Origin of the sequence: Streptomyces sp. NPDC001941 (assembly GCF_040296945.1) — a bacterium.
Classification (GTDB): domain Bacteria; phylum Actinomycetota; class Actinomycetes; order Streptomycetales; family Streptomycetaceae; genus Streptomyces.
In genome coordinates this window covers 292590-311582 of record NZ_JBEOYE010000003.1, presented here as the reverse complement: position 1 = coordinate 311582, position 18993 = coordinate 292590, and the positions used below count along the sequence as shown (strand labels likewise).

The window sequence follows — 18993 nt, the reverse complement described above, 5'->3', positions numbered from 1 at the left end:
TACACTTCCGCGCCATGCACTTGTCTGACAACCCTGCCGCCGCTGCCGCCGAGGTCTCCGACTGGATCCGCAGCGCCCCCAAGGCCGTCCTGCACGACCACCTGGACGGCGGCCTGCGCCCCGCCACGATCATCGAGCTGGCCCGCGCGTGCGGCTACACCGGCCTGCCCACCGAGGACCCCGCCGCGCTGGGCACCTGGTTCCGCGACGCCGCCGACTCCGGTTCGCTGGAGCGCTACCTGGAGACCTTCGCGCACACCTGCGCCGTCATGCAGACGCGCGAGGCGCTGTTCCGGGTCGCGGCCGAGTGCGCCGAGGACCTGGCGGCGGACGGGGTCGTCTACGCCGAGGTGCGCTACGCGCCGGAGCAGCACCTGGCGGCCGGGCTGACCCTGGACGAGGTCGTCGAGGCGGTCAACGACGGCTTCCGCGAGGGCGAGCGCCGCGCCGGCGGCCGCATCACCGTCGGCACCCTGCTCACCGGCATGCGCCACACGAACCGCTCCCTGGAGATCGCCGAGCTGACCGTCGCGCACCGTGAGCGCGGCGTGGTGGGCTTCGACATCGCGGGCGGCGAGATCGGCAACCCGCCGGCCAACCACCTGCCGGCGTTCCAGCACCTGAAGCGGCACAACTGCCACTTCACCATCCACGCGGGCGAGGCCGTGGGCGCCGAGTCGATCCACGAGGCGGTGCAGGTCTGCGGCGCCGAGCGGATCGGTCACGGCGTACGCATCACCGATGACATCGCACCCGACGGGACGCCGGGCCACCTCGCCGCGTACGTCCGCGACAACCGCATCGCCCTGGAGGTCTGCCCGACCTCCAACCTCCAGACGGGCGCGGCCAAGGACTACGCGACGCACCCGATCGACCAGCTGCGCCGCCTGGGCTTCCGCATCACGCTCAACACCGACAACCGGCTGGTCTCGGGCACCACGATGAGCCGCGAGTTCCAGCACATGGCGGACGCGTTCGGCTACGGCCCGGAGGTCTTCGAGGAGTTCACGGTGGCCGCCGTGGAGTCGGCGTTCCTGCCGCTGCCGCAGCGCCGCCGGCTGATCGACGAGGTCATCCGCCCCGGCTACGCCGCGCTGGCCGCCCAGGCCGGCTGAGCCGTTCGCGAGGTGCCGCCCGCCCCCCGACGGGCGGCACTCCCGCTCCCCTTCCCGTGGGCCCTCAAGGCCGGTGGGTTCGCAGGCGGCCTTGAGACCTCGGGCCACCACCTCCGGACCATCAGTCCGACTCGCCCTGCACGACGGGGAGTTGGAGGACACCGGTGTCTCCGGGTGCACTGGTCACGGTGACGGACTTGATCCCCCGGTTGCCGAAGTACGCGTCGTCGCTGGCCGCGATCACGAACCGCAGCCGGTGGCCCCGGTCGTAGCGGTGCACGACGCCCGGGAGCGTCACCGTGAACGGCTTCCGCACGTCGGGCACCCGCACCGGCGCGACCAGCCGGTTCACCAGGGTGCTGGTGCCGTCGGGCGCCACGTCGTAGACCTTTGCGAACAGCACCAGCTTGTCCGCCAGGTCCCCGGACCCCTGGGTGCGCTCGGCCTCCGGGGAACGCACCCGGAGCGTGGCCCTCGGGGCGCCCACCACGTCCACCGGCGCGACCAGCGGGGCGCTGGTCCAGCCGAGGTACGTGCCCGCGGTGTCGTACGGCGCTGGGTCGGGCAGTCCGATCATCCCGGCGATCGACGACTCCGAATGGCTGGTCGGCACCGGCCAGTTGCGGTACTGGCGGGCGCCGCGCACGACCTCGGAGCGGTCGTCGACGAGCCGGGCGTCACCGGAGAGGTAGAGGGTGCGCGACAGCGGCGGCAGGGTGGCCGCCTCGCCGTACCCACTGCGCCAGTCGCGGTAGTACGCGAACGCCGGGCCGAGGTCCGCCGCCGTGTTCCCGCGCAGGTACCGGTCGAACCAGGCGAGGATCCGCCGACCCACGTAGCTGGTCTCCAAGTTGCCCCGGGCGAGGTCGAGTTCCCCGGCGGCCGGGTCGGTGACCCCGCCGCTGTGGCCCCAGGACTGCCAGATCATCCGGGTCTCGGTGCCGCGCGCCCTCAGCCGCTCGTAACTGGCCCGCGCCTCGTTGAGGTTGAACAGCGTGTCGGCCTGTCCCTGCACCAGCAGGGTGGGCGCCGCGACCCGGTCGAGGTAGCCGACCGGCGAGACGCTGCGCGCGTACGCGGTCATCGCGGCGGCGTCACCGGCCGGATAGCGGCCGGAGTTGAGCAGCTTGATCGTGTCGCAGGCCGGGGTCGTGAAGTGCAGGCAGCCGAGCTTGTTGATCCGCGAGGGGTCGAGCGAGGGCACGAGCAGCGGCTGGCCCTCGCCCATCAGGTAGAAGCCGTTGGCCCACTGCCATTTGAACGCTCCGGACGGCACCGCGTCATCGGACGGCGGTACCAGGGAGCTCATCCCTGCCGCCCGGACCGGCCCCGCGTTGTTGGGACTCAGCGCGTACGACAGGTCGTGCCAGGTGATCATCGGGACGAGGGCGTCGACGCGGTGGTCGACGGCGGCGGTGGCGAGCTGGACGGCGCCGCCGTAGGAGCCGCCGATCATGCCGACCCGGGGGTCGCCCGCGCGGTCGCGGGTGACGAAGTCGGCCCGGGTGCCGTCGTCGGCCGTCGCGACGCCGCCCAGGAAGTCGATGAGCCGGGAGGCGGCGGCGCCGTCGATGCGCGGGTCGTCCAGCGAGATCAGGCAGCCGGTCCCGCCGAACCCGAGGCCGGAGTAGGCGAGGGCGACGTAGCCCCGGGCGGCGAAGGCGCGGGCGGTGGCGTCGGTGGAACCGTCGGACTTGCTGCCGCCGAAGCCGTTGGTGGTCAGCACCGCGGGCGCGGGGTGGGCCGCGTCGGCACCGGCGGGGCGGTAGAGGTCGGCGTCCACGGTGCACCGGCGACCGCCCGCCTGGACGGTGAACTTCAACGCGGTGACGCCCGACCGGCCGCTGTCGGCGACTCCGCCCGCACGGGCGGCACTCGCGTCGGTGGCACTCGCGTCGGCACCGCTCGCCGGGCCCGCGAGCAGCAGCGGCAGGGCCAGGGCGGCGCCGGAGAGCAACGCGAGTCCCCCACGGGGGCGGGGCGTTCGGCCTGTACGGGATCGGGGCACGGGAACCTCCACGTCGAGGACACCGGGCGCCTCGCACCGCCGGTCCGCTCGGCCGGCCTGTGCTGGCGGCCGGTAGACGGCCGAGGCCCATGCTGTGACACGTGTAACGGCAGCGTCAACGCTCGTGACGGCGGTTCACGGCGGAGATGGAGTGAAACCGGGAGCGCGTCACCCCGGCCCACGCGCCCCCCGCGCCCCGCCACACGCCCGGAGCCTCACCCGCCCCCAGCCGAAAAGCCCCGCCCCGGGCCGTATCCCGAACCACCCCGGGCTCCACCCCAGGTCGCACCCCAAGCCCCGCCCCGGGCCGCACCTCGGGCCACGCCCCAGCCCCAGCCCGACCCACCCGTGCCCCCTCCCTCACGCCAACGCGGGCTCCTCCAGCCGCAGTACGCCCCGCTCCCCCGCCAGGAGCTCCGCGGCCACGCCCAGCGGCACGGTCAGCGCCGGCTCGCAGTGGCCGAAGCCCAGCTGCTCCACCACCGGCACCCCCAGGCCGCCGAGCCGGTCCTCCAGCACCGCCCGCACCCGCTCGTAGGGGCCGCACTCCTGCCAGGAGCCGAGCCCCACCCCGGCCACCCCGTCCAGCCAGCCCGCGCGCAGCAGCTGTGTCAGGATCCGGTCCAGGCGGTACGGCTCCTCGCCCACGTCCTCCAGGAGCAGCAGCCCGCCGGGCACGCCGCCCCGTGCCCCGGGCGTGCCCAGGTCCCCGGCGAGCAGGGACGCGCAGCCGCCCACCGTCACCCCGCGCGCCCGCCCGGGCACCAGCGCCCGCGCCCCCTCCAGGCCGAGTTCGAGGACCGACTCGGGCTCGAACAGGGTGGCCCGCAGCGACTCCTGGGTGCGGGCGTCCTTGATGAAGGAGGCCGCCCCGACCATCGGCCCGTGCAGCGTGACCAGACCGGTGCGCAGGGCGAACGCCTCGTGCAGCGCCGTCACGTCGCTGTAGCCGACGAAGACCTTGGGCCCGGCCGCACGCATCGCCGCCCAGTCCACCAGGTCGGCCATCCGCTGGGCGCCGTACCCGCCGCGCGCGCAGATCACCGCCGAGACCCGTGGGTCGCACCAGGCGTCCTCCAGGTCACGCGCCCGGTCGGCGTCGGCCCCGGCCAGGTGGCCCAGGCGCGGGTGGACGTCCAGGACGTGCGGCGCGACGACCGGGTCCAGGTCCCAGCCGCGCAGCAGCTCCAGCCCGGCCCGCAGGCGCTCCTCGGGCACCGGGCCGCTGGGCGAGACGACGGCCACCCGGGCTCCGGGCCGCAGCCGGGGCGGGCGGGTCAGGGGTGCGAGGTTCACTTGCGCATCTCCAGTGGCGTCACGTCGTCCCGGCTGATGCCGAACGTCTGGGCGTACAGGGAGAGTTCGGCCTCCAGGGCGCGGACCATGGTGTCGGCGCGGCGGAAGCCGTGGCCCTCGCCCTCGAAGGCGAGGTACGCGTGGGCGATGCCGCGCCCGGCCGTGCGCGCCAGGAACCGCTCGCTCTGCGCCGGGGGGCAGATCGGGTCGTCCAGCCCCTGGAGCAGCAGGAACGGCGTGGTGATCCGGTCGACGTGACTGGCGGGCGAGCGCTCCTGGTAGCGGGCGGGCACCTCGGCGATCGGGCCGACCAGGGACTCCAGGTACTGGGACTCGAAGTCGTGGGTCTCGCCGGTGCCCCAGGCGGTGAGGTCGAGGATGGGGTACAGGATGGTGCCGCAGGCGTAGACGTCGGTGGAGGTGAGGGAGGCGGCGGTGGTCCAGCCGCCGGCGCTGCCGCCGCGGATGGCCAGGCGCGCCGGGTCGGCGGTGCCCTCGGCGGCCAGGGCGCGGGCGACGGCGGCGCAGTCCTCGACGTCGACGACGCCCCACTGTTCGCGCAGCCGCTCGCGGTACTCGCGGCCGTAGCCGGTGGAGCCGCCGTAGTTGACCTCGGCGACGCCGATGCCGCGCGAGGTGAAGTAGGCGATCTCCAGGTCCAGGACGAGCGGCGCGTGCCCGGTGGGGCCGCCGTGCGCCCAGACGACGTAGGGCGGCAGTTCGTCGTCGGGGGCGATCCGGTCGGGGTTGTGCGGCGGGTAGACGTGGGCGTGGACCTCGCGGTCGTCGGGTCCGGTGAAGGTGCGGATCTGCGGCTCGGGGTAGTACGCCGGGTCGACGGGGTCCTGGTGGGCGGCGCCGATGACGCGGGCCCGGCCGGTGCAGGTGTCCAGTTCGACGACCTCGTAGCCGCTGCGGGGGCTGGCGGCGACACCGATGACGCGGTTGCCGTGCACGGCGAGGGTGGAGGCCCATTCGGTCCAGGGCCCGGCGGCGTCGACGAGTTCGCCGGTCTCGGGGTCGAGTATGCCGAGGGCGGTGGAGCCCTTGCCGTGGATGGCCGCGACCGTGCCGTTCTCCAGCGGGAGGAACCAGCGCTGGCCGATCTTCCACAGGGCGCCGCCGAACTCCTCGGCGCGCCCGGGGCAGAGGTTGCTGCTGGGCACGACGCCGGTGGCGGTGGCGTCGGGCCGGGTGCGCTGGAGCTCCCACCAGTGGCCGCCGAGGTCGGAGACGAAGAGCAGGGAGCCGTCGGGGGCCCACTCGATCTGGCAGACGGACTCGTCGGTGGCGCCGACCACGGGCCGCACCCCGGTGAACGGACCGTCCGGCGCCACCTCCCCGGTCATCACGACGGTGCCGTCCCAGGGCATCCGCGGGTGGTCCCAGGCGATCCAGGCGGCCCGCCGCCCGTCCGGGGAGAGCCGGGGGCCGGTGACGAAGCGGTGCCGGTCGTCGGTGAGCTCCCGCACGGCCGCGCGGTCCTCGGCGGCCGACCCGTCCAGGGGCACGGCGGCGATGACGCGGCGCAGGTCGGTGGGGCCCTCGCCGGTGAACTCCTCCAGTACGCACCAGACCTCGCCCCGGTCCGGGAGGATGACGGGGTCCACCCAGCGCAGTCCGCCGCCGGTGGCGGAGACGGGGGTGAGCGGTACGGGCTCGCCCGAGCCGTCCGGTTCGTACGCGTACAGCCGCTGGTCGGGGAAGTGGCAAAAGACGATCAGCGGCCCGGTGCCGGGGCGCTCGGTGCCGGCCCAGGGCTGTCCGCCGTACTCGATGACCCTGCTGCGCACGTTCCACGGGGCGGGCAGCACCGACTCCTGCGTGCCGTCGGCGCGGCGGCGCACGAGGGTGCGCCGGCCCGACTCGGCGGGGCGCGGCGCCGTCCACCACACCTCGTCGCCGACCACCCCCACGTTGTCGGGGCGGCCGTCGTGCGAGGCGGCGAGCGCGGCGTCGATGGGTGAGGGCCAGGTGCCGTAGGCGCCCGTGGGTACCATGCGAGATCCCCCTATGCGGTCTGCAGGAAGTGGTCGAGGGCGCGGACGCCGAAGTGCAGGGCGTCGACGGGAACGCGCTCGTCGACGCCGTGGAACAGGGCCTGGTAGTCGAAGCCGACGGGCAGTTTCAGCGGGGAGAAGCCGTAGCCGGTGATGCCGAGCCGGGAGAACTGCTTGGCGTCGGTGCCGCCCGACATGCAGTACGGGACGACGCGCGCGGCGGGGTCGAAGCGCTCGATGGCGGCGCGCATCCGTGCGTACGTCGGCGAGTCGACCGGGGCCTGGAGGGCGACCTCGCGGTGCTGGAACTCCCAGTCGACGTGGGGTCCGGTGAGCCGGTCGAGGGTCTCGCGGAACTCGTCCTCGCCGCCGGGCAGGACGCGTCCGTCGACGTGGGCGACGGCGTGCCCCGGGATCACGTTGATCTTGTACCCGGCGTTCAGCATGGTCGGGTTGGCGCTGTTGCGGACGGTGGGCGCGACCAGGGCGGCGGCCGGGCCGAGCTTGTCGAGCAGCAGGTCGGCGTCGAAGTCGGGGGCGTGGACGTCGGTCTCGATGCCGTGCACCGCGGCCAGTTCGGCGAGGGCGGCGCGCACGGTCGGGGTGAGGCGGACCGGCCAGGTGTGGTCGCCGATGCGGGCGACGGCGGCGGCGAGCCTGCTGACCGCGTTGGCCTGGTTGACCTTGGACCCGTGGCCGGCCTTGCCGTGGGCGGTGAGCTCGATCCAGGCGGTGCCGCGCTCGCCGGCGGCGATCGGGTAGAGGGCGAGGCCGGGTCCGGCGTGGAAGGTGAACGCGCCGGACTCGCTGACGCCCTCCGTACAGCCCTCGAAGAGGCCGGGGTGGTGGTCGGCCAGGTAGCCGGAGCCGTCGACGGCGCTGGCCTCCTCGTCCGCGGTGAACGCGATCACGATGTCGCGCCGGGGCCGCGTCCCGGTGCGGGCCCAGGACCGCACCACGGAGAGCACCATCGCGTCCATGTTCTTCATGTCGATGGCGCCGCGCCCCCACACGACGCCGTCGCGGACCTCGCCGGAGAAGGGGTGGACGCTCCAGTCGGCCGGTTCGGCGGGCACCACGTCGAGGTGGCCGTGGACGAGCAGGGCGTCTGCGGACGGGTCGGTGCCCTCGATGCGGGCGACGACGTTGGTGCGGCCCGGGGTGCGCTCCAGGAGGAGCGGTTCGAGGCCCGCTCCGGCCAGCTTCTCCGCCGCGTACTCCGCCGCGGGCCGCTCCCGGCAGTCCCCCGCGCCGCGGTTGGTGGTGTCCACGCGGATCAGCTCGGAGGTGAAGTCCACCACCTCGTCGAGGGCCCGGGCGTCCAGAGGCGTCACGTCAGCCATACTGCTCCTCCACGGCGGCCGACACGATCGTCGTGACCGCCTTGAACGTGCGAATGCACTCGTACATGGTCGTACTGGTGTAGGCGATCCTGCGCTCCCCGGTCCGCGCCACGCCGGGGACGACGGTCGCGGCGGCGGCCAGGTGCTCGGCGTCGAACTCCACCTGCACCGTGAACGGCCCGGCGTCGACGGGCCGGTGGCGCACGGCGATCGCGGTGGCGTCCCGGGCGGCGGCCCGGATGTCGGCGGCCGTGCGCGCCGGGGTGCGGCACACCGCCGCGTACCGCGAGACGTGGTCCTTGACGGCGACCTTGCGGGCCTCCGGCGCGTATCCCAGGGCGTCCTCGCAGGTGAGGTCGTCGCCGGTGACCAGGATGACGGGCACTCCGAACTCGGCGGCCACCCGTGCGTTGAGCAGGCCCTCGCTGGCGCGCTCGCCGTCGAGCCACACCCCGGTGATGGAGTTGGCGAGGTAGGTGTGGGCGAGGACGCCCTCGGCGCCCGCGCCCGTGTGGTACCCGACGAAGGCCACGCCGTCCACGTCACCGTGCTGCACGCCCTCCACCATGGAGAGCGACTTGTGGCGCCCGGTGAGCATCTCGGCGCGGTCGTCGAGCCGCTCGAGGAGCAGGTTGCGCATGGTCCAGTGGGCCTCGTTGACCAGCACCTGGTCGGCGCCGCCGTCGAGGAAGCCGAGCACCGCCGCGTTCACGTCGGAGGTGAACATCGAGCGGCAGCGCTCCCACTGGGGCGTCCCGGGCAGCACGTCGGCCGGCCAGGTGACTCCGGTGGCGCCCTCCATGTCGGCGCTGATCAGGATCTTCATGCCTGGAAACCGTACGCGCCGCCCGGCGGCCGGGCCAGCCCTGTGGATAACTGTCGGTGGACCAGACCTCTGGTTCACCCGTTGTGGCCCACGACCAGCCATTTCGAGGGCAGTTCGACGGCAGTTGGACGCCCTGCCCGTCGGCGCCCGGCGTGTTCGCGGACGTGCCTCGGGGGCGACGGACCGCAGGAATGCGGTCCGTCGCCCCCGGGCCGGACGAGGGGGCGGTGTCGCGGGCCGGTCAGTCCTCGTGGCCGAGCTGGAGGTCGCGCTCGGTGCGGCCGCCCCCGGCGACCTGGAGGACGGTGGCGACCGGCGGGTAGCCGGCGGCGATCACGGTGTACTCGCCGGAGGAGAGGTCGACGAAGCGGAAGGTGCCGTCGGCGCCCGTGGTGAGGGTGTCGACGACGTTCCCGGCGGCGTCGAGGAGGGTGACCCGGGCGTCCTCCACGGGCCGTCCGCCGCCGGCCCGCACGGTGCCGCGCAGCACGGCGCCGCCGGCCAGTTCGACGTCCTGGCGGGTCTCGCGGGAGGACTGCACGCTCACCGGGAGGGCGGCCGGGCGGAAGGCGGGGGCGCTGGCGGCGAGGGTGTACTCGCCGGCGACCAGTTCGCCGATGGTGTAGGTGCCCTCGCGGCCGCTGCGGGTGGTGGCGACGACCTCGCCGCGCACGTCGGTGAGGGTGACGGAGGCGTCGCGCACGGGGGCGCCGTCGGGGGTCAGCACGGTGCCCGCGAGGCGTCCGGCGCCGCCGAGGACCACGTCGAGGTCGACGGGGCGCTCGCCGACGGTGACGGACACCGCCTGCGGCTGGTGGCCTCCGGCGGCGGCGATCATCACGTACGCCCCGGCCCCGGGCACGCTCAGCGCGTACCGGCCGTCCTCGCCGCTGGCGCCCCGGCCGACCTGCTGGCCGTGGACGTCGATCAGGGTGAGCGCGGCGCGCGGGACGCAGCTGCCGTCGTGGTGCTGGACGGTGCCGCAGACCGGGACGCCGGAGCCGAAGGACGGCGCGGCGCGGGCGGCCGGGACGGGCGCGGTCGTGGGGAGGGGGGCCGTGTCGGTGACGGGGGCGTTGTGGGACACCAGCGGTTTCTCCTTGAGGAAGAAGGCGATGAGCAGTCCGAGCACGAGGACCGGCACGAGGTAGAGGAAGATCCTCGGCATGGCGTCCGCGTACGCCTGGACGTACGCGTCGCGCAGCGCGGGCGGCAGCGAGTGGACGACCTGCGGGGTGATCGACTCGGGGTCGGGCAGGCCGGCCCCGGCCGGCAGCCGGTCGGCGAGCGCGTCGGTGAGGCGGGCGGCGAAGAGCGTGCCGAACACCGCGGCGCCGACGCTGCCGCCGATCTGCCGGAAGTAGTTGTTGGCACTGGTGGCGGTGCCGAGGTCGGCGGGCCGTACGGAGTTCTGCACGGCGAGCACGAGGACGGGCATGACCAGGCCGATGCCGATGCCGAGCACGGCCTGCCAGAGGCTGTACTCCAGGCGCGGGGTGTCGGTTTCGAGGCGGGAGAGCAGCCACATGCCGACGGCGGAGACGCCGGTGCCGAGGATCGGGTAGATCCGGTAGTGGCCGGTGCGGCTGATGAGCTGGCCGGAGACGATGGAGGCGCCGACGATGCCGCCCATCATGGGGAGCATCAGCAGGCCGGACTCGGTGGCGGTGGCCCCGTCGACCATCTGCAGGAAGGTGGGCAGGTAGCTGGCGGCGCCGAACAGGGCGACGCCGACGACCGCGCCGATCAGGCCGGAGATGTTGAACACGGAGTCGCGGAACAGCCGCAGCGGGATGAGGGGTTCGGCGGCGCGCGACTCGACGGCCACGAGCAGCAGGAGGCTTCCCACGGCGCCGGCGGCCAGGCCGATGATCTGGCGCGAGCCCCACGCGTACTCGCTGCCGCCCCAACTGGTCAGCAGGACCAGGCAGGTGGAGAACGCGGCGAGCAGCAGGGTGCCCAGGAAGTCGAAGCGGGCCCGGACGCGCGGCCTGGGCAGCTTGAGGACGACGGTGATGACGGCGAGGGTGACCAGGCCGAAGGGCACGTTGAAGTAGAAGCACCAGCGCCAGGAGACGTGGTCGGTGAAGAAGCCGCCGAGCAGGGGTCCGGCGACCGAGGCGAGACCGAAGGCGGCGCCGATCAGGCCCATGAAGCGGCCGCGTTCGCGGGGCGGCACGATGTCCGCGATGATCGCCTGCACGCCGATCATGAGGCCGCCCGCGCCGATGCCCTGGAGGGCGCGGAAGGCGATCAGCTGGTCCATGGTGCGCGACCAGCCCGCGAGGGCGGAGCCGATGACGAACACCACGATGGCGAACTGGAAGACGCCCTTGCGGCCCAGGAGGTCGCCGAGCTTGCCGTAGACCGGCAGGCCGATGGTGGAGGTCAGCAGGTAGGCGGTGATCGCCCACGGCATCCGGTCCAGGCCCTGCAACTCGCCCACGATCTTGGGCAGTGCGGTGGCGACGATCATCTGCTCCAGCGCGGCGAGCAGCAGCGCGAGCATCAACCCGACGAAGACCAGCCGGACTTGGCGGGGGCTGAGGGCCTCCGTCGCGGCCAGTCCCGGTGGGGACGGCGGCGGGGGCGCCCCGGTGGCGGAGCCGGGCCCCGGGCCGTCGTCCGTGACGACGTGCCCGTCCTTGACCAACGTGATCCCGCCCACCTGCTGCTCCCCTCGTCGCGCCTGCGCCGCCCATTTCTCGCATTACGCGACAACGGAGGGCAAGCGCGACGAGTCGCGCCGGGAGCGTGCGGAATCGGCAAGTGCGCCGGTCGGAGCCCCTACGCCGTACAACACCCCCGCACGCGAATCCACTCGATCCGGTGAGTGCCCGGACCACTCAACAGGGGTGCGCGGAGGGCTACTTCTCCACTTCGGCGGCGAGCTTGGCGAGCACGGCGTCGTAGATCCGGCCGAGGCCCTTGGGGGCGAAGGTCCGCTCGAAGAAGCCGCCGATGCCGCCCGCGCCGTTCCACACGGAGGAGACGACGGCCTTGGACTGGCCCTCACCGGCCGGGGTGACGGTCCAGGTGGTGACCATGGAGGAGTTGCGGTCCTTCTCCACCAGCTGTCCGTCGGTCGGCTCGCTGACCTCCAGCAGGCAGTCGCGCACGCGCTTGCTGGTGGCCTGGAGCTTCCAGTGCACCAGGGTGCCCTCGCCGTCGCCGCCCTCGCGCACCTCGTACTCGCTGAAGTGCTCGGGCAGGAGCTTCGCGCGGGTGTCCTTGTAGTCGGCCAGCGCGTCGAACACCGTCTCCGCGTCCGCCGCGATGATCCGTTCCGTCGTGGCCTCTACCTGCGCCATGCCAGTTCCTCCAGCACTCGTTCTTACGGGACCCCACCGGGTGGGCCCGCCAGGGCGGGCCACGGGGGCGGGAACAGCCAACCACCTGTGCGGGGGCCGCCCAAAATCCGGGTTGCGACCACGAAGGGAACAGGTGTTCTATTCTGGGGTACGAGAGGGACGCGAGCGACCCGAGACGACAGCCCCGAAGGAGGCGCCCATGCGCTGGGACCACCTCAGCGACCGCGACGGCGGGCCGGCCGGGAGCACGGACGGCGCCCTGTTCGGCACGGACGCGGTGACCACCCGTACCTTCGACACCCCGGAGTTCCGGGGCATCACCTTCCACGAGGTGCGGGCCCGCTCGGTCCTCAACCGGGTGCCGGGCGCCTCCCGCATGCCGTTCGAGTGGACCGTGAACCCCTACCGGGGCTGCACGCACGCGTGCGTGTACTGCTTCGCCCGCAAGACGCACGGCTACCTGGACCTGGACACCGGCCTGGGCTTCGACTCCCAGATCGTGGTCAAGACCAACGCCGCCGAGGTGCTGCGCCGCCAGCTCGCCTCGCCCCGCTGGCAGGGCGCGCACGTCGCGATGGGCACCAACGTCGACTGCTACCAGCGGGCCGAGGGCCGCTACCGGCTGATGCCCGGCATCCTGGCCGCGCTGCGCGACCGCGCCAACCCGTTCTCCGTGCTCACCAAGGGCACCCTGGTCCTGCGCGACCTGGAGCTGCTGCGGCAGGCCAACGAGGTGACCGAGGTGGGCGTCTGCGTCTCGGTGGGCTTCACCGACGAGGAGCTGTGGCGCACCGTGGAGCCGGGCACCCCGGCCCCCGAGCGGCGCCTGGACGTCGTACGGACGCTCGGCGACCACGGCATCGGGTGCGGGGTGCTGATGGCGCCCGTGATCCCGTTCCTGGGCGACCGGCCCGAACAGCTGCGGGCCACCGTCCGCGCGATCGCCGAGGCCGGTGCGACCTCGGTGACCCCGCTGGTGCTGCACCTGCGCCCGGGCGCGCGGGAGTGGTTCTTCAGCTGGCTGCGGCGGCTGCACCCGGAGCTGGTGGGGCGCTACGAGCGGCTGTACGCGGACGGGGCGTACGCGCCCACCTGGTACCAGCGGCGCATCACCCGGTACGTGCACGAGCTCGCCGCCGAGTACGGGATCGGCCCCGCCGGGCGCGGCGCCGCCCGCCGCGTCCCGGTGCCCGAGCACCACGCGCACGCGCGCGAGGACGGCCCCACGCAGCTGACCCTGCTCTGAGCCCCGGCCGGAGACCCCGCGGCCCCGAACCCCTCGATCAGGTCAAGTCCCGGCAGAACGCGCCCCTCCCGTACGCCCCGTCCGGCACCATGCGGCGGGGGCTGTGGGGACCCACAGCCGCGTTCCCTTCCGACCGGGAGGCCAAGTGAAGAAACGCGCAGGAGTACTCATCGGGGTGGCGACCCTGACCGCCGGACTGCTGTCGGCCCTGCCGTCGGCGGCCCAGCCGCGCACCGACCCCCTCCAGGAGACGGCCTCGTCCCTGAAGTGGACGCCGTGTCCCACCGACGACTACCCGCGGCTGGAGTGCTCCTCGGTCCGGGTCCCGCTGGACCACGACGCCCCGCGCGGGCAGCAGATCACGCTGGCCCTGTCGCGGGTCGCGCACACCGCGAAGACCTACCAGGGCCCGCTGCTCGTCAACCCCGGCGGCCCCGGGGCCAGCGGCCTCACCCTGGCCGGGTTCGTCGCGGCCTCGCTGCCCGCCGCGACGGCCGCGCAGTACGACGTGATCGGGTTCGACCCGCGCGGCGTCGGCAAGAGCAGTCCCGCGCTGGACTGCGTGCCCGGCTACTTCGACCCCGTGCGCCCGGCCTCCGTGCCGCTCGGCGCGCGCGACGAGCGGACCAACCGGGCGCGCGCCGCGTCCTTCGCCGCCGCCTGCGGCAAGAAGTACGGCTCCCTGCTGCGCCACATCGACACCCTGAGCACCGCGCGCGACCTGGACTCCGTCCGGAAGGCACTGGGCGCCCGGAAGATCAACTACTTCGGCTACTCCTACGGCACCTACCTCGGCGCGGTCTACGCGCGCCTGTTCCCCGAGCGGGTGCGCCGCCTGGTCCTCGACTCCGTGGTCGACCCGCGCGGCGTCTGGTACGACGACAACCTCAGCCAGGACCTCGGCTTCGACGCCCGCCAGAAGGCCTTCCTCGCCTGGACGGCGAAGTACGACTCCGCCTACCACCTGGGCACCGATCCGGCGAAGGTCGAGGCGAAGTGGTACGCGATGCAGCGCGAGCTGCGTGCCCGTCCCGCGGGCGGGGTGGTCGGCGCGGCCGAGCTGGAGGACACCTTCCTGCCCGGCGGCTACTACAACGGCTACTGGCCCTACCTGGCCGAGGCGTTCGCCGCGTACGCCAACGGGCACGACACCGCCCCGCTGGTCGACACCTACCGCGCCTTCGCGGCGATCGACGCCTCCGGGGACAACGGCTACTCGGTGTACGCGGCCGTGCAGTGCCGCGACGCGCGCTGGCCGCGCGACTGGGACACCTGGCGCGAGGACAACCAGGAGGTCTACAAGAAGGCGCCGTTCACCACCTGGAACAACGCCTGGTACAACGCGCCGTGCGCGACCTGGCCGGTGGGCTCGCTGAAGCAGCCGGGCCTGGCCAACCGCGAACTGCCGCCGGTGCTGCTGTTCCAGGCGACCGACGACCCGGCCACCCCCTACCCGGGCGGCGTGGCCGTGCACCGGCTGCTGCGCGGCTCCAGCCTGGTGGTGGAGCAGGGCGGCGGCAACCACGCGATCACCTTGGGCGGGAACGCCTGCCTGGACCGCTACCTGGCGCAGTACCTGGACACCGGCAAGGTGCCCCGGGGCAGCGGGCACGGCGACGCGGACGCGGTCTGCGCCAAGGTCCCGGACCCCACGCCGGCGGCGCCCTCGGTGACGAAGGCGGCCGGGATCACCGGGGCGGCGACGGGCGGGGCGGCCCTGCACGGGCTGCTCGGCTTCACCCCGGGGAGCTGAACGGGCCCTGACCGCAAGCGCGTTGCGGGGCAGGTGGGAGGAGTGCCGCCCGGGCCGGATCGGCCCGGGCGGTATTTTGCGTGCCGATTGTCAGTGGCATGCGCCAGGATGAGGGCCATGAGCACCAGACGCCCTTCCGCTCCGGCGCACGAACCGGCGCACGCCCCGGCCGCCCCCGCGCTGCCCGCCGCCGTCCGGGCGCCCGGGACCGGGCCCGTCACAGGGTCCGCGTCGTGACCCGGATCCGGGAGATGCGCGAGGCGGACTGCGCGGCGGTCGCCGAGGTGCGGGTGCGCGGCTGGCAGTTCGCGTACGCCGGGCTGATACCCGACTCCTACCTGGACGCGATGGACGTGGCCGAGGAGACGGTGCGGCGCAAGGAGCTGTTCGCCGAGGGCAACCGGGGCACCGTGCAGCTGGTGGCCGAGGCGGACGGGGAGGTCCTGGGCTGGGCGGCGTACGGGCCCTACCGCGAGGACGACGCGGAGGGCGCGGTGCCCGGCCTGGGCGAGCTGTACGCGATCTACGTACTGCCGCGGCGGGTGTCGACGGGCGTGGGCTGGGCGCTGCTGGCCGAGGCCCAGTCGCGGGCGGTCGCCGACGGCTACCGGGAGCTGCGGCTGTGGGTCCTGAAGGAGAACGGCCGGGCCCGCCGGTTCTACGAGCGCGCGGGGTACGTGCCGGACGGCGCGGAGGAGCCCTTCGAGGTGGACGGGGTCACGGTCGCCGAGGTGCGTTACGTACGGGAGCTGCCGCGCGGGTAGCCACGGGCGGGGGGCCTGTGGCACGGGGTCAGGGTCCCGGTCCGCCCGGGCACGCGGAGCCCCCGGCCGCACCGCCGCGGCCCGTACCCTCGCGACCCTGCCCCCTCGGCGACCCGCCCTCTCAGCCCAGCCGTCGCAGCGCCTGGGCCGCGGCGAGGGCCAGGCGCGGGTGGGCCCGGGCCTCTTCGAGGACCGGGCGGGCCCGCTCGTCGCCGAGCGCGCCAAGACCCTCGGCGCAGGCCACGCCGACCCGCCAGTGCGGGTCGTGCGGGGCGAGACGGCGCGCCAATACGGTGATGAGCGCGGGCACGGACTCGGGGGCGCGCAGCTCGACGAGCAGCCGCACCGGTGAGAGCGCGTAGGCCACGCGCAGCTCGTTGGTGGCCAGCGCGGCGGCCGCGCGCGGGGTGCGCGGGTCGCCGAGCCGGGCGAGCGCGTAGGCGGCGGTCACGCAGCGGTCGGGGTCGCGGTGGTTGAGGAGCAGCACCAGGGCCTCGAAGGCGCGCCGGTCGCCCGCGAGGCCGAGCCGGAAGGCGGCCAGTTCGCGCGCCCACAGGGGGCGGCCGGACTCGGTGAGGACGGCGGCCAGTTCGTCGTGGTCCCGGGTGGCCAGGAGCCGGTCGAGCGCGGCGCCCTGCGCCCCGTCCCCGGATTCCTCCCTCAACCGGTGGGCGAGCGACTGCAGTTCCGCGTCCATGCGGATCACTCTACGCCCGGGGACGGCTCCATGATCGCGCTTCCGTCACGCCGGTCCGCCGCAGCCGCCCGGACCACCACCCCGCACCGACCACCCAGGACCGCACGCCCCGAACGCACCACCGACCGCCCCGGCCCACAGCCCGAACGGCACCCCCGCTCACCCCGAACGGCACCCCGCTCACCCCGGACCACACGCCCCGACCGCCACCTGCCCCACGCCCCGGACCACCCCGGACCACCCCTACTCCGCACCCCCACTCCGCCCTCCCCACACCCCCCAACACACCCCACGCGATCCGTCAATGATCGATCACGCCACCTCTGGCGCGCTCGTTACCCGCCGGTTAATCTCAGGTGAGCGGGCCACCACACCCGCACACCTCAGGGCGGCCTGGTGACGCAGCCGCCGTGAGTGCTCCGTCGGTTCAGCGGTAACCCAGCACCACCCAGCGGTACTTCACGACTCGGCTCCGGGACAGGGTCGGTCGGCATCCCCGGCTCGCGCCGCCACGGCGCGGCGCCGCGGCACGACTTCCCGTGACCGCGCGGTCCCCTCACGGACGGCGCCGGTCCACCCTCTTCCGTACGACGCCCAACTCCCGCACGCGGTGCGCCCCTTGGCGTCCGCGTCGGTTCCTCCCGCACCGGCACCTCCGTACCCGTCGCCGAGCATCGGGCACCGGTACGCGTGCGCAGCCAGTCGTCCCAGTCGTCACTCATTCCTGGAGTCCCCTGATGGACACCCCTGTGGACACCCCTCACGAGAGTCCCCTCTCCACCATCGCCGTCGTCGGCCTCGGCACGATGGGCGCCGGCATCGCCGAGGTCCTCGCCCGCGCGGGCCGCGAGGTCGTCGGCATCGACATCAGCGAGGCGGCCACCCGCCGGGCGGTCGCCTCCCTGGAGGCCGCCACCGCCCGCTCGGTGGAGCGCGGACGGATCACCGAGCGCGAGCGCGGCGACGTGCTGGCCCGCTTCCGCACCTTCACCGACCTGCACGCCGCCGCCGACGCCGACCTGGTGATCGAGGTCGTCCCGGAGTCGTACGAGGCCAAGCAGCAGGTCTTCCACGCGCTGGACGCGATCGTGCGTCCCGGCACCGTCCTGGCCACCGGCACCAACGCGCTGTCGGTGACCCGGCTCGCTGCCGACTCCCGGCACCCCGAGCGGGTCCTCGGCCTGCACTTCTTCAACCCGGCCCCGGCCATGAAGCTGGTCGAGGTGGTCTCCTCGGTGCTGACCGCGCCGGGCGCCGTCGCCGCCGTCACCTCGCTCGCCATCGACCTGGGCAAGGAGCCCGTCGCGGTCGGCGACCGGCCCGGGTTCGTCGCGGACGGGCTGCTGTTCGGCTACCTCAACCAGGCCGCCGCGATGTACGAGTCGCGCTACGCCTCGCGCGAGGACATCGACGCGGCCATGAAGCTGGGCTGCGGCCTGCCCATGGGCCCGCTCGCCCTGCTCGACCTGATCGGCGTGGACACCGCGCGCACGGTCCTGGAGGCGATGTACTCCGAGTCCCACGACCGGCTGCACGCGCCCGCCCCCATCCTCAAGCAGCTCAGCGAGGCGGGCCTGAGCGGGCGCAAGTCCGGGCGCGGCTTCTACACGTACGAGGCGCCGGGCAGCGCGGTGGTGATGCCGGACGCGCTCACCCCCCGTACCGCCGAACTGGCCGTCGGGGCGCGGGAGGTGGCTTCCGTCGGGGTGGCCGGCTCGGGCACCATGGCGTCCGGGATCGCCGAGGTGTTCGCCAAGGCGGGGTACGCCGTGGTGCTCGCGGCCCGCTCCGCGGAGAAGGCCGACACCGCCAAGGCGCGCATCGCCAAGTCGCTGGCCCGCTCGGTGGACAAGGGCCGGATGACCGCCGAGGCCCGCGAGGCCGCCCTGGAGCGGATCACCCCGGCCGGGTCGCTCGACGCGTTCGCCGAGGTCGACCTGGCCGTGGAGGCGGTGGCCGAGGACCTGGAGGTCAAGCAGGCGCTGTTCGCCGCGCTCGACAAGGTCTGCAAGCCGGGCGCGGTGCTCGCGACGACCACCTCCTCGCTGCCGGTGATCGCCTGCGCCCGCGCCACCTCGCGGCCGCAGGACGTCATCGGGATGCACTTCTTCAACCCGGCCCCGGCCATGAAGCTGGTCGAGGTGGTGCGCACGGTGCTCACCGCCGACGACGTGCACGCCACCGTCCGCGAGGTCACCGCCAAGGTGCGCAAGCACCCGGTGGACTGCGGCGACCGGGCCGGCTTCATCGTCAACGCGCTGCTCTTCCCGTACCTGAACAATGCCGTGAAGATGGTCCAGGAGCACTACGCGTCGCTGGACGACATCGACGCGGCCATGAGGCTCGGCGGCGGCTACCCGATGGGCCCGTTCGAGCTGCTCGACGTGGTCGGCCTGGACGTGTCGCTGGCCATCGAGCGGGTGCTGCACCGCGAGTTCCGCGACCCGGGCCTGGCCCCGGCGCCGCTGCTGGAGCACCTGGTGGCCGCGGGCTGCCTGGGCCGCAAGACGGGACGCGGCTTCCGGGAATATGCCCGGCGCTGAGGCCGCGGGGACGCCTGGAGGCTGGGGAGGGCTGCTCGACCCCTCGGGCAGCCCCGCCCCACAGGCGCGCTCTCCTGCACGAATGCAGTAC

General features: G+C 74.1%; 13 protein-coding genes. 5 read left to right on the top strand and 8 right to left on the bottom strand.

Features of this window, described 5'->3' with window-relative positions; translation table 11 throughout:
• Positions 1 to 14 precede the first annotated feature (14 nt).
• Positions 15 to 1115, top strand: coding sequence for an adenosine deaminase (locus ABT160_RS04975; protein WP_351643614.1), 1101 nt, complete (start codon positions 15 to 17; stop codon positions 1113 to 1115).
• Between the two features lie 121 nt (positions 1116 to 1236).
• Here the strand turns inward: ABT160_RS04975 and ABT160_RS04970 are convergent, their stop codons facing one another.
• The 7 genes from ABT160_RS04970 to ABT160_RS04940 all read right to left on the bottom strand — a co-directional run bounded on the left by ABT160_RS04970 (position 1237) and on the right by ABT160_RS04940 (position 11899).
• A complete protein-coding gene (locus ABT160_RS04970; RefSeq protein WP_351643612.1) occupies positions 1237 to 3072 on the bottom strand; it encodes a CocE/NonD family hydrolase in 1836 nt (611 codons plus the stop codon).
• 411 nt (positions 3073 to 3483) lie between these two features.
• Entirely contained in the window at positions 3484 to 4419 is a 936-nt protein-coding gene (locus ABT160_RS04965) for a S66 peptidase family protein (protein ID WP_351643610.1), read from the bottom strand.
• On the bottom strand, positions 4416 to 6419 hold the full coding sequence (locus ABT160_RS04960) for an LpqB family beta-propeller domain-containing protein (RefSeq protein WP_351643608.1): 2004 nt from the start codon (positions 6417 to 6419) through the stop codon (positions 4416 to 4418). Before ABT160_RS04960 ends, ABT160_RS04965 begins: the two co-directional genes overlap by 4 nt.
• Positions 6420 to 6430: 11 nt before the next feature.
• Entirely contained in the window at positions 6431 to 7762 is a 1332-nt protein-coding gene (locus ABT160_RS04955; protein ID WP_351643607.1) for a M20/M25/M40 family metallo-hydrolase, read from the bottom strand.
• Entirely contained in the window at positions 7755 to 8588 is an 834-nt protein-coding gene (locus tag ABT160_RS04950; RefSeq protein ID WP_351643605.1) for a M55 family metallopeptidase, read from the bottom strand. Before ABT160_RS04950 ends, ABT160_RS04955 begins: the two co-directional genes overlap by 8 nt.
• A gap of 241 nt (positions 8589 to 8829) precedes the next feature.
• Positions 8830 to 11256: an MFS transporter gene (locus tag ABT160_RS04945; RefSeq protein WP_351643603.1), complete on the bottom strand. Its 2427-nt coding sequence runs from the start codon at positions 11254 to 11256 to the stop codon at positions 8830 to 8832.
• Between the two features lie 199 nt (positions 11257 to 11455).
• Entirely contained in the window at positions 11456 to 11899 is a 444-nt protein-coding gene (locus tag ABT160_RS04940) for an SRPBCC family protein (RefSeq protein ID WP_351643602.1), read from the bottom strand.
• 199 nt (positions 11900 to 12098) lie between these two features.
• On the opposite strand from ABT160_RS04940, the gene ABT160_RS04935 reads away from it, so the two are divergent.
• The 3 genes from ABT160_RS04935 to ABT160_RS04925 all read left to right on the top strand — a co-directional run bounded on the left by ABT160_RS04935 (position 12099) and on the right by ABT160_RS04925 (position 15662).
• Positions 12099 to 13145 (top strand): Rv2578c family radical SAM protein, encoded by a 1047-nt coding sequence (locus ABT160_RS04935; protein WP_351643600.1) that lies wholly within the window; start codon positions 12099 to 12101, stop codon positions 13143 to 13145.
• A gap of 145 nt (positions 13146 to 13290) precedes the next feature.
• The gene (locus ABT160_RS04930; RefSeq protein WP_351643599.1) at positions 13291 to 14898 is read left to right on the top strand and encodes an alpha/beta hydrolase; all 1608 of its coding nucleotides are present in this window, start codon (positions 13291 to 13293) and stop codon (positions 14896 to 14898) included.
• 233 nt (positions 14899 to 15131) lie between these two features.
• Entirely contained in the window at positions 15132 to 15662 is a 531-nt protein-coding gene (locus ABT160_RS04925) for a GNAT family N-acetyltransferase (protein ID WP_502984158.1), read from the top strand.
• Positions 15663 to 15783: 121 nt separating this feature from the next.
• On the opposite strand, the gene ABT160_RS04920 is transcribed toward ABT160_RS04925, so the two are convergent.
• A complete protein-coding gene (locus ABT160_RS04920) occupies positions 15784 to 16359 on the bottom strand; it encodes an adenylosuccinate lyase (protein ID WP_351643597.1) in 576 nt (191 codons plus the stop codon).
• A 737-nt stretch (positions 16360 to 17096) separates the two neighbouring features.
• Between ABT160_RS04920 and ABT160_RS04915 the strand changes: the two genes are divergently transcribed.
• Positions 17097 to 18902, top strand: a complete 1806-nt coding sequence (locus ABT160_RS04915) for a 3-hydroxyacyl-CoA dehydrogenase family protein (RefSeq protein ID WP_351643595.1) — start codon at positions 17097 to 17099, stop codon at positions 18900 to 18902.
• The last annotated feature ends 91 nt before the right edge of the window (positions 18903 to 18993 follow it).

Bases quoted from the DNA above. Each gene is read 5' to 3' on its own strand.
- ABT160_RS04955 (WP_351643607.1), bottom strand. From the start codon at position 7,762: ATGGCTGACGTGACGCCTCTGGACGCCCGGGCCCTCGACGAGGTGGTG.
- ABT160_RS04940 (WP_351643602.1), bottom strand. From the start codon at position 11,899: ATGGCGCAGGTAGAGGCCACGACGGAACGGATCATCGCGGCGGACGCG.
- ABT160_RS04960 (WP_351643608.1), bottom strand. From the start codon at position 6,419: ATGGTACCCACGGGCGCCTACGGCACCTGGCCCTCACCCATCGACGCC.
- ABT160_RS04975 (WP_351643614.1), top strand. From the start codon at position 15: ATGCACTTGTCTGACAACCCTGCCGCCGCTGCCGCCGAGGTCTCCGAC.
- ABT160_RS04935 (WP_351643600.1), top strand. From the start codon at position 12,099: ATGCGCTGGGACCACCTCAGCGACCGCGACGGCGGGCCGGCCGGGAGC.
- ABT160_RS04920 (WP_351643597.1), bottom strand. From the start codon at position 16,359: ATGGACGCGGAACTGCAGTCGCTCGCCCACCGGTTGAGGGAGGAATCC.
- ABT160_RS04915 (WP_351643595.1), top strand. From the start codon at position 17,097: ATGGACACCCCTGTGGACACCCCTCACGAGAGTCCCCTCTCCACCATC.
- ABT160_RS04950 (WP_351643605.1), bottom strand. From the start codon at position 8,588: ATGAAGATCCTGATCAGCGCCGACATGGAGGGCGCCACCGGAGTCACC.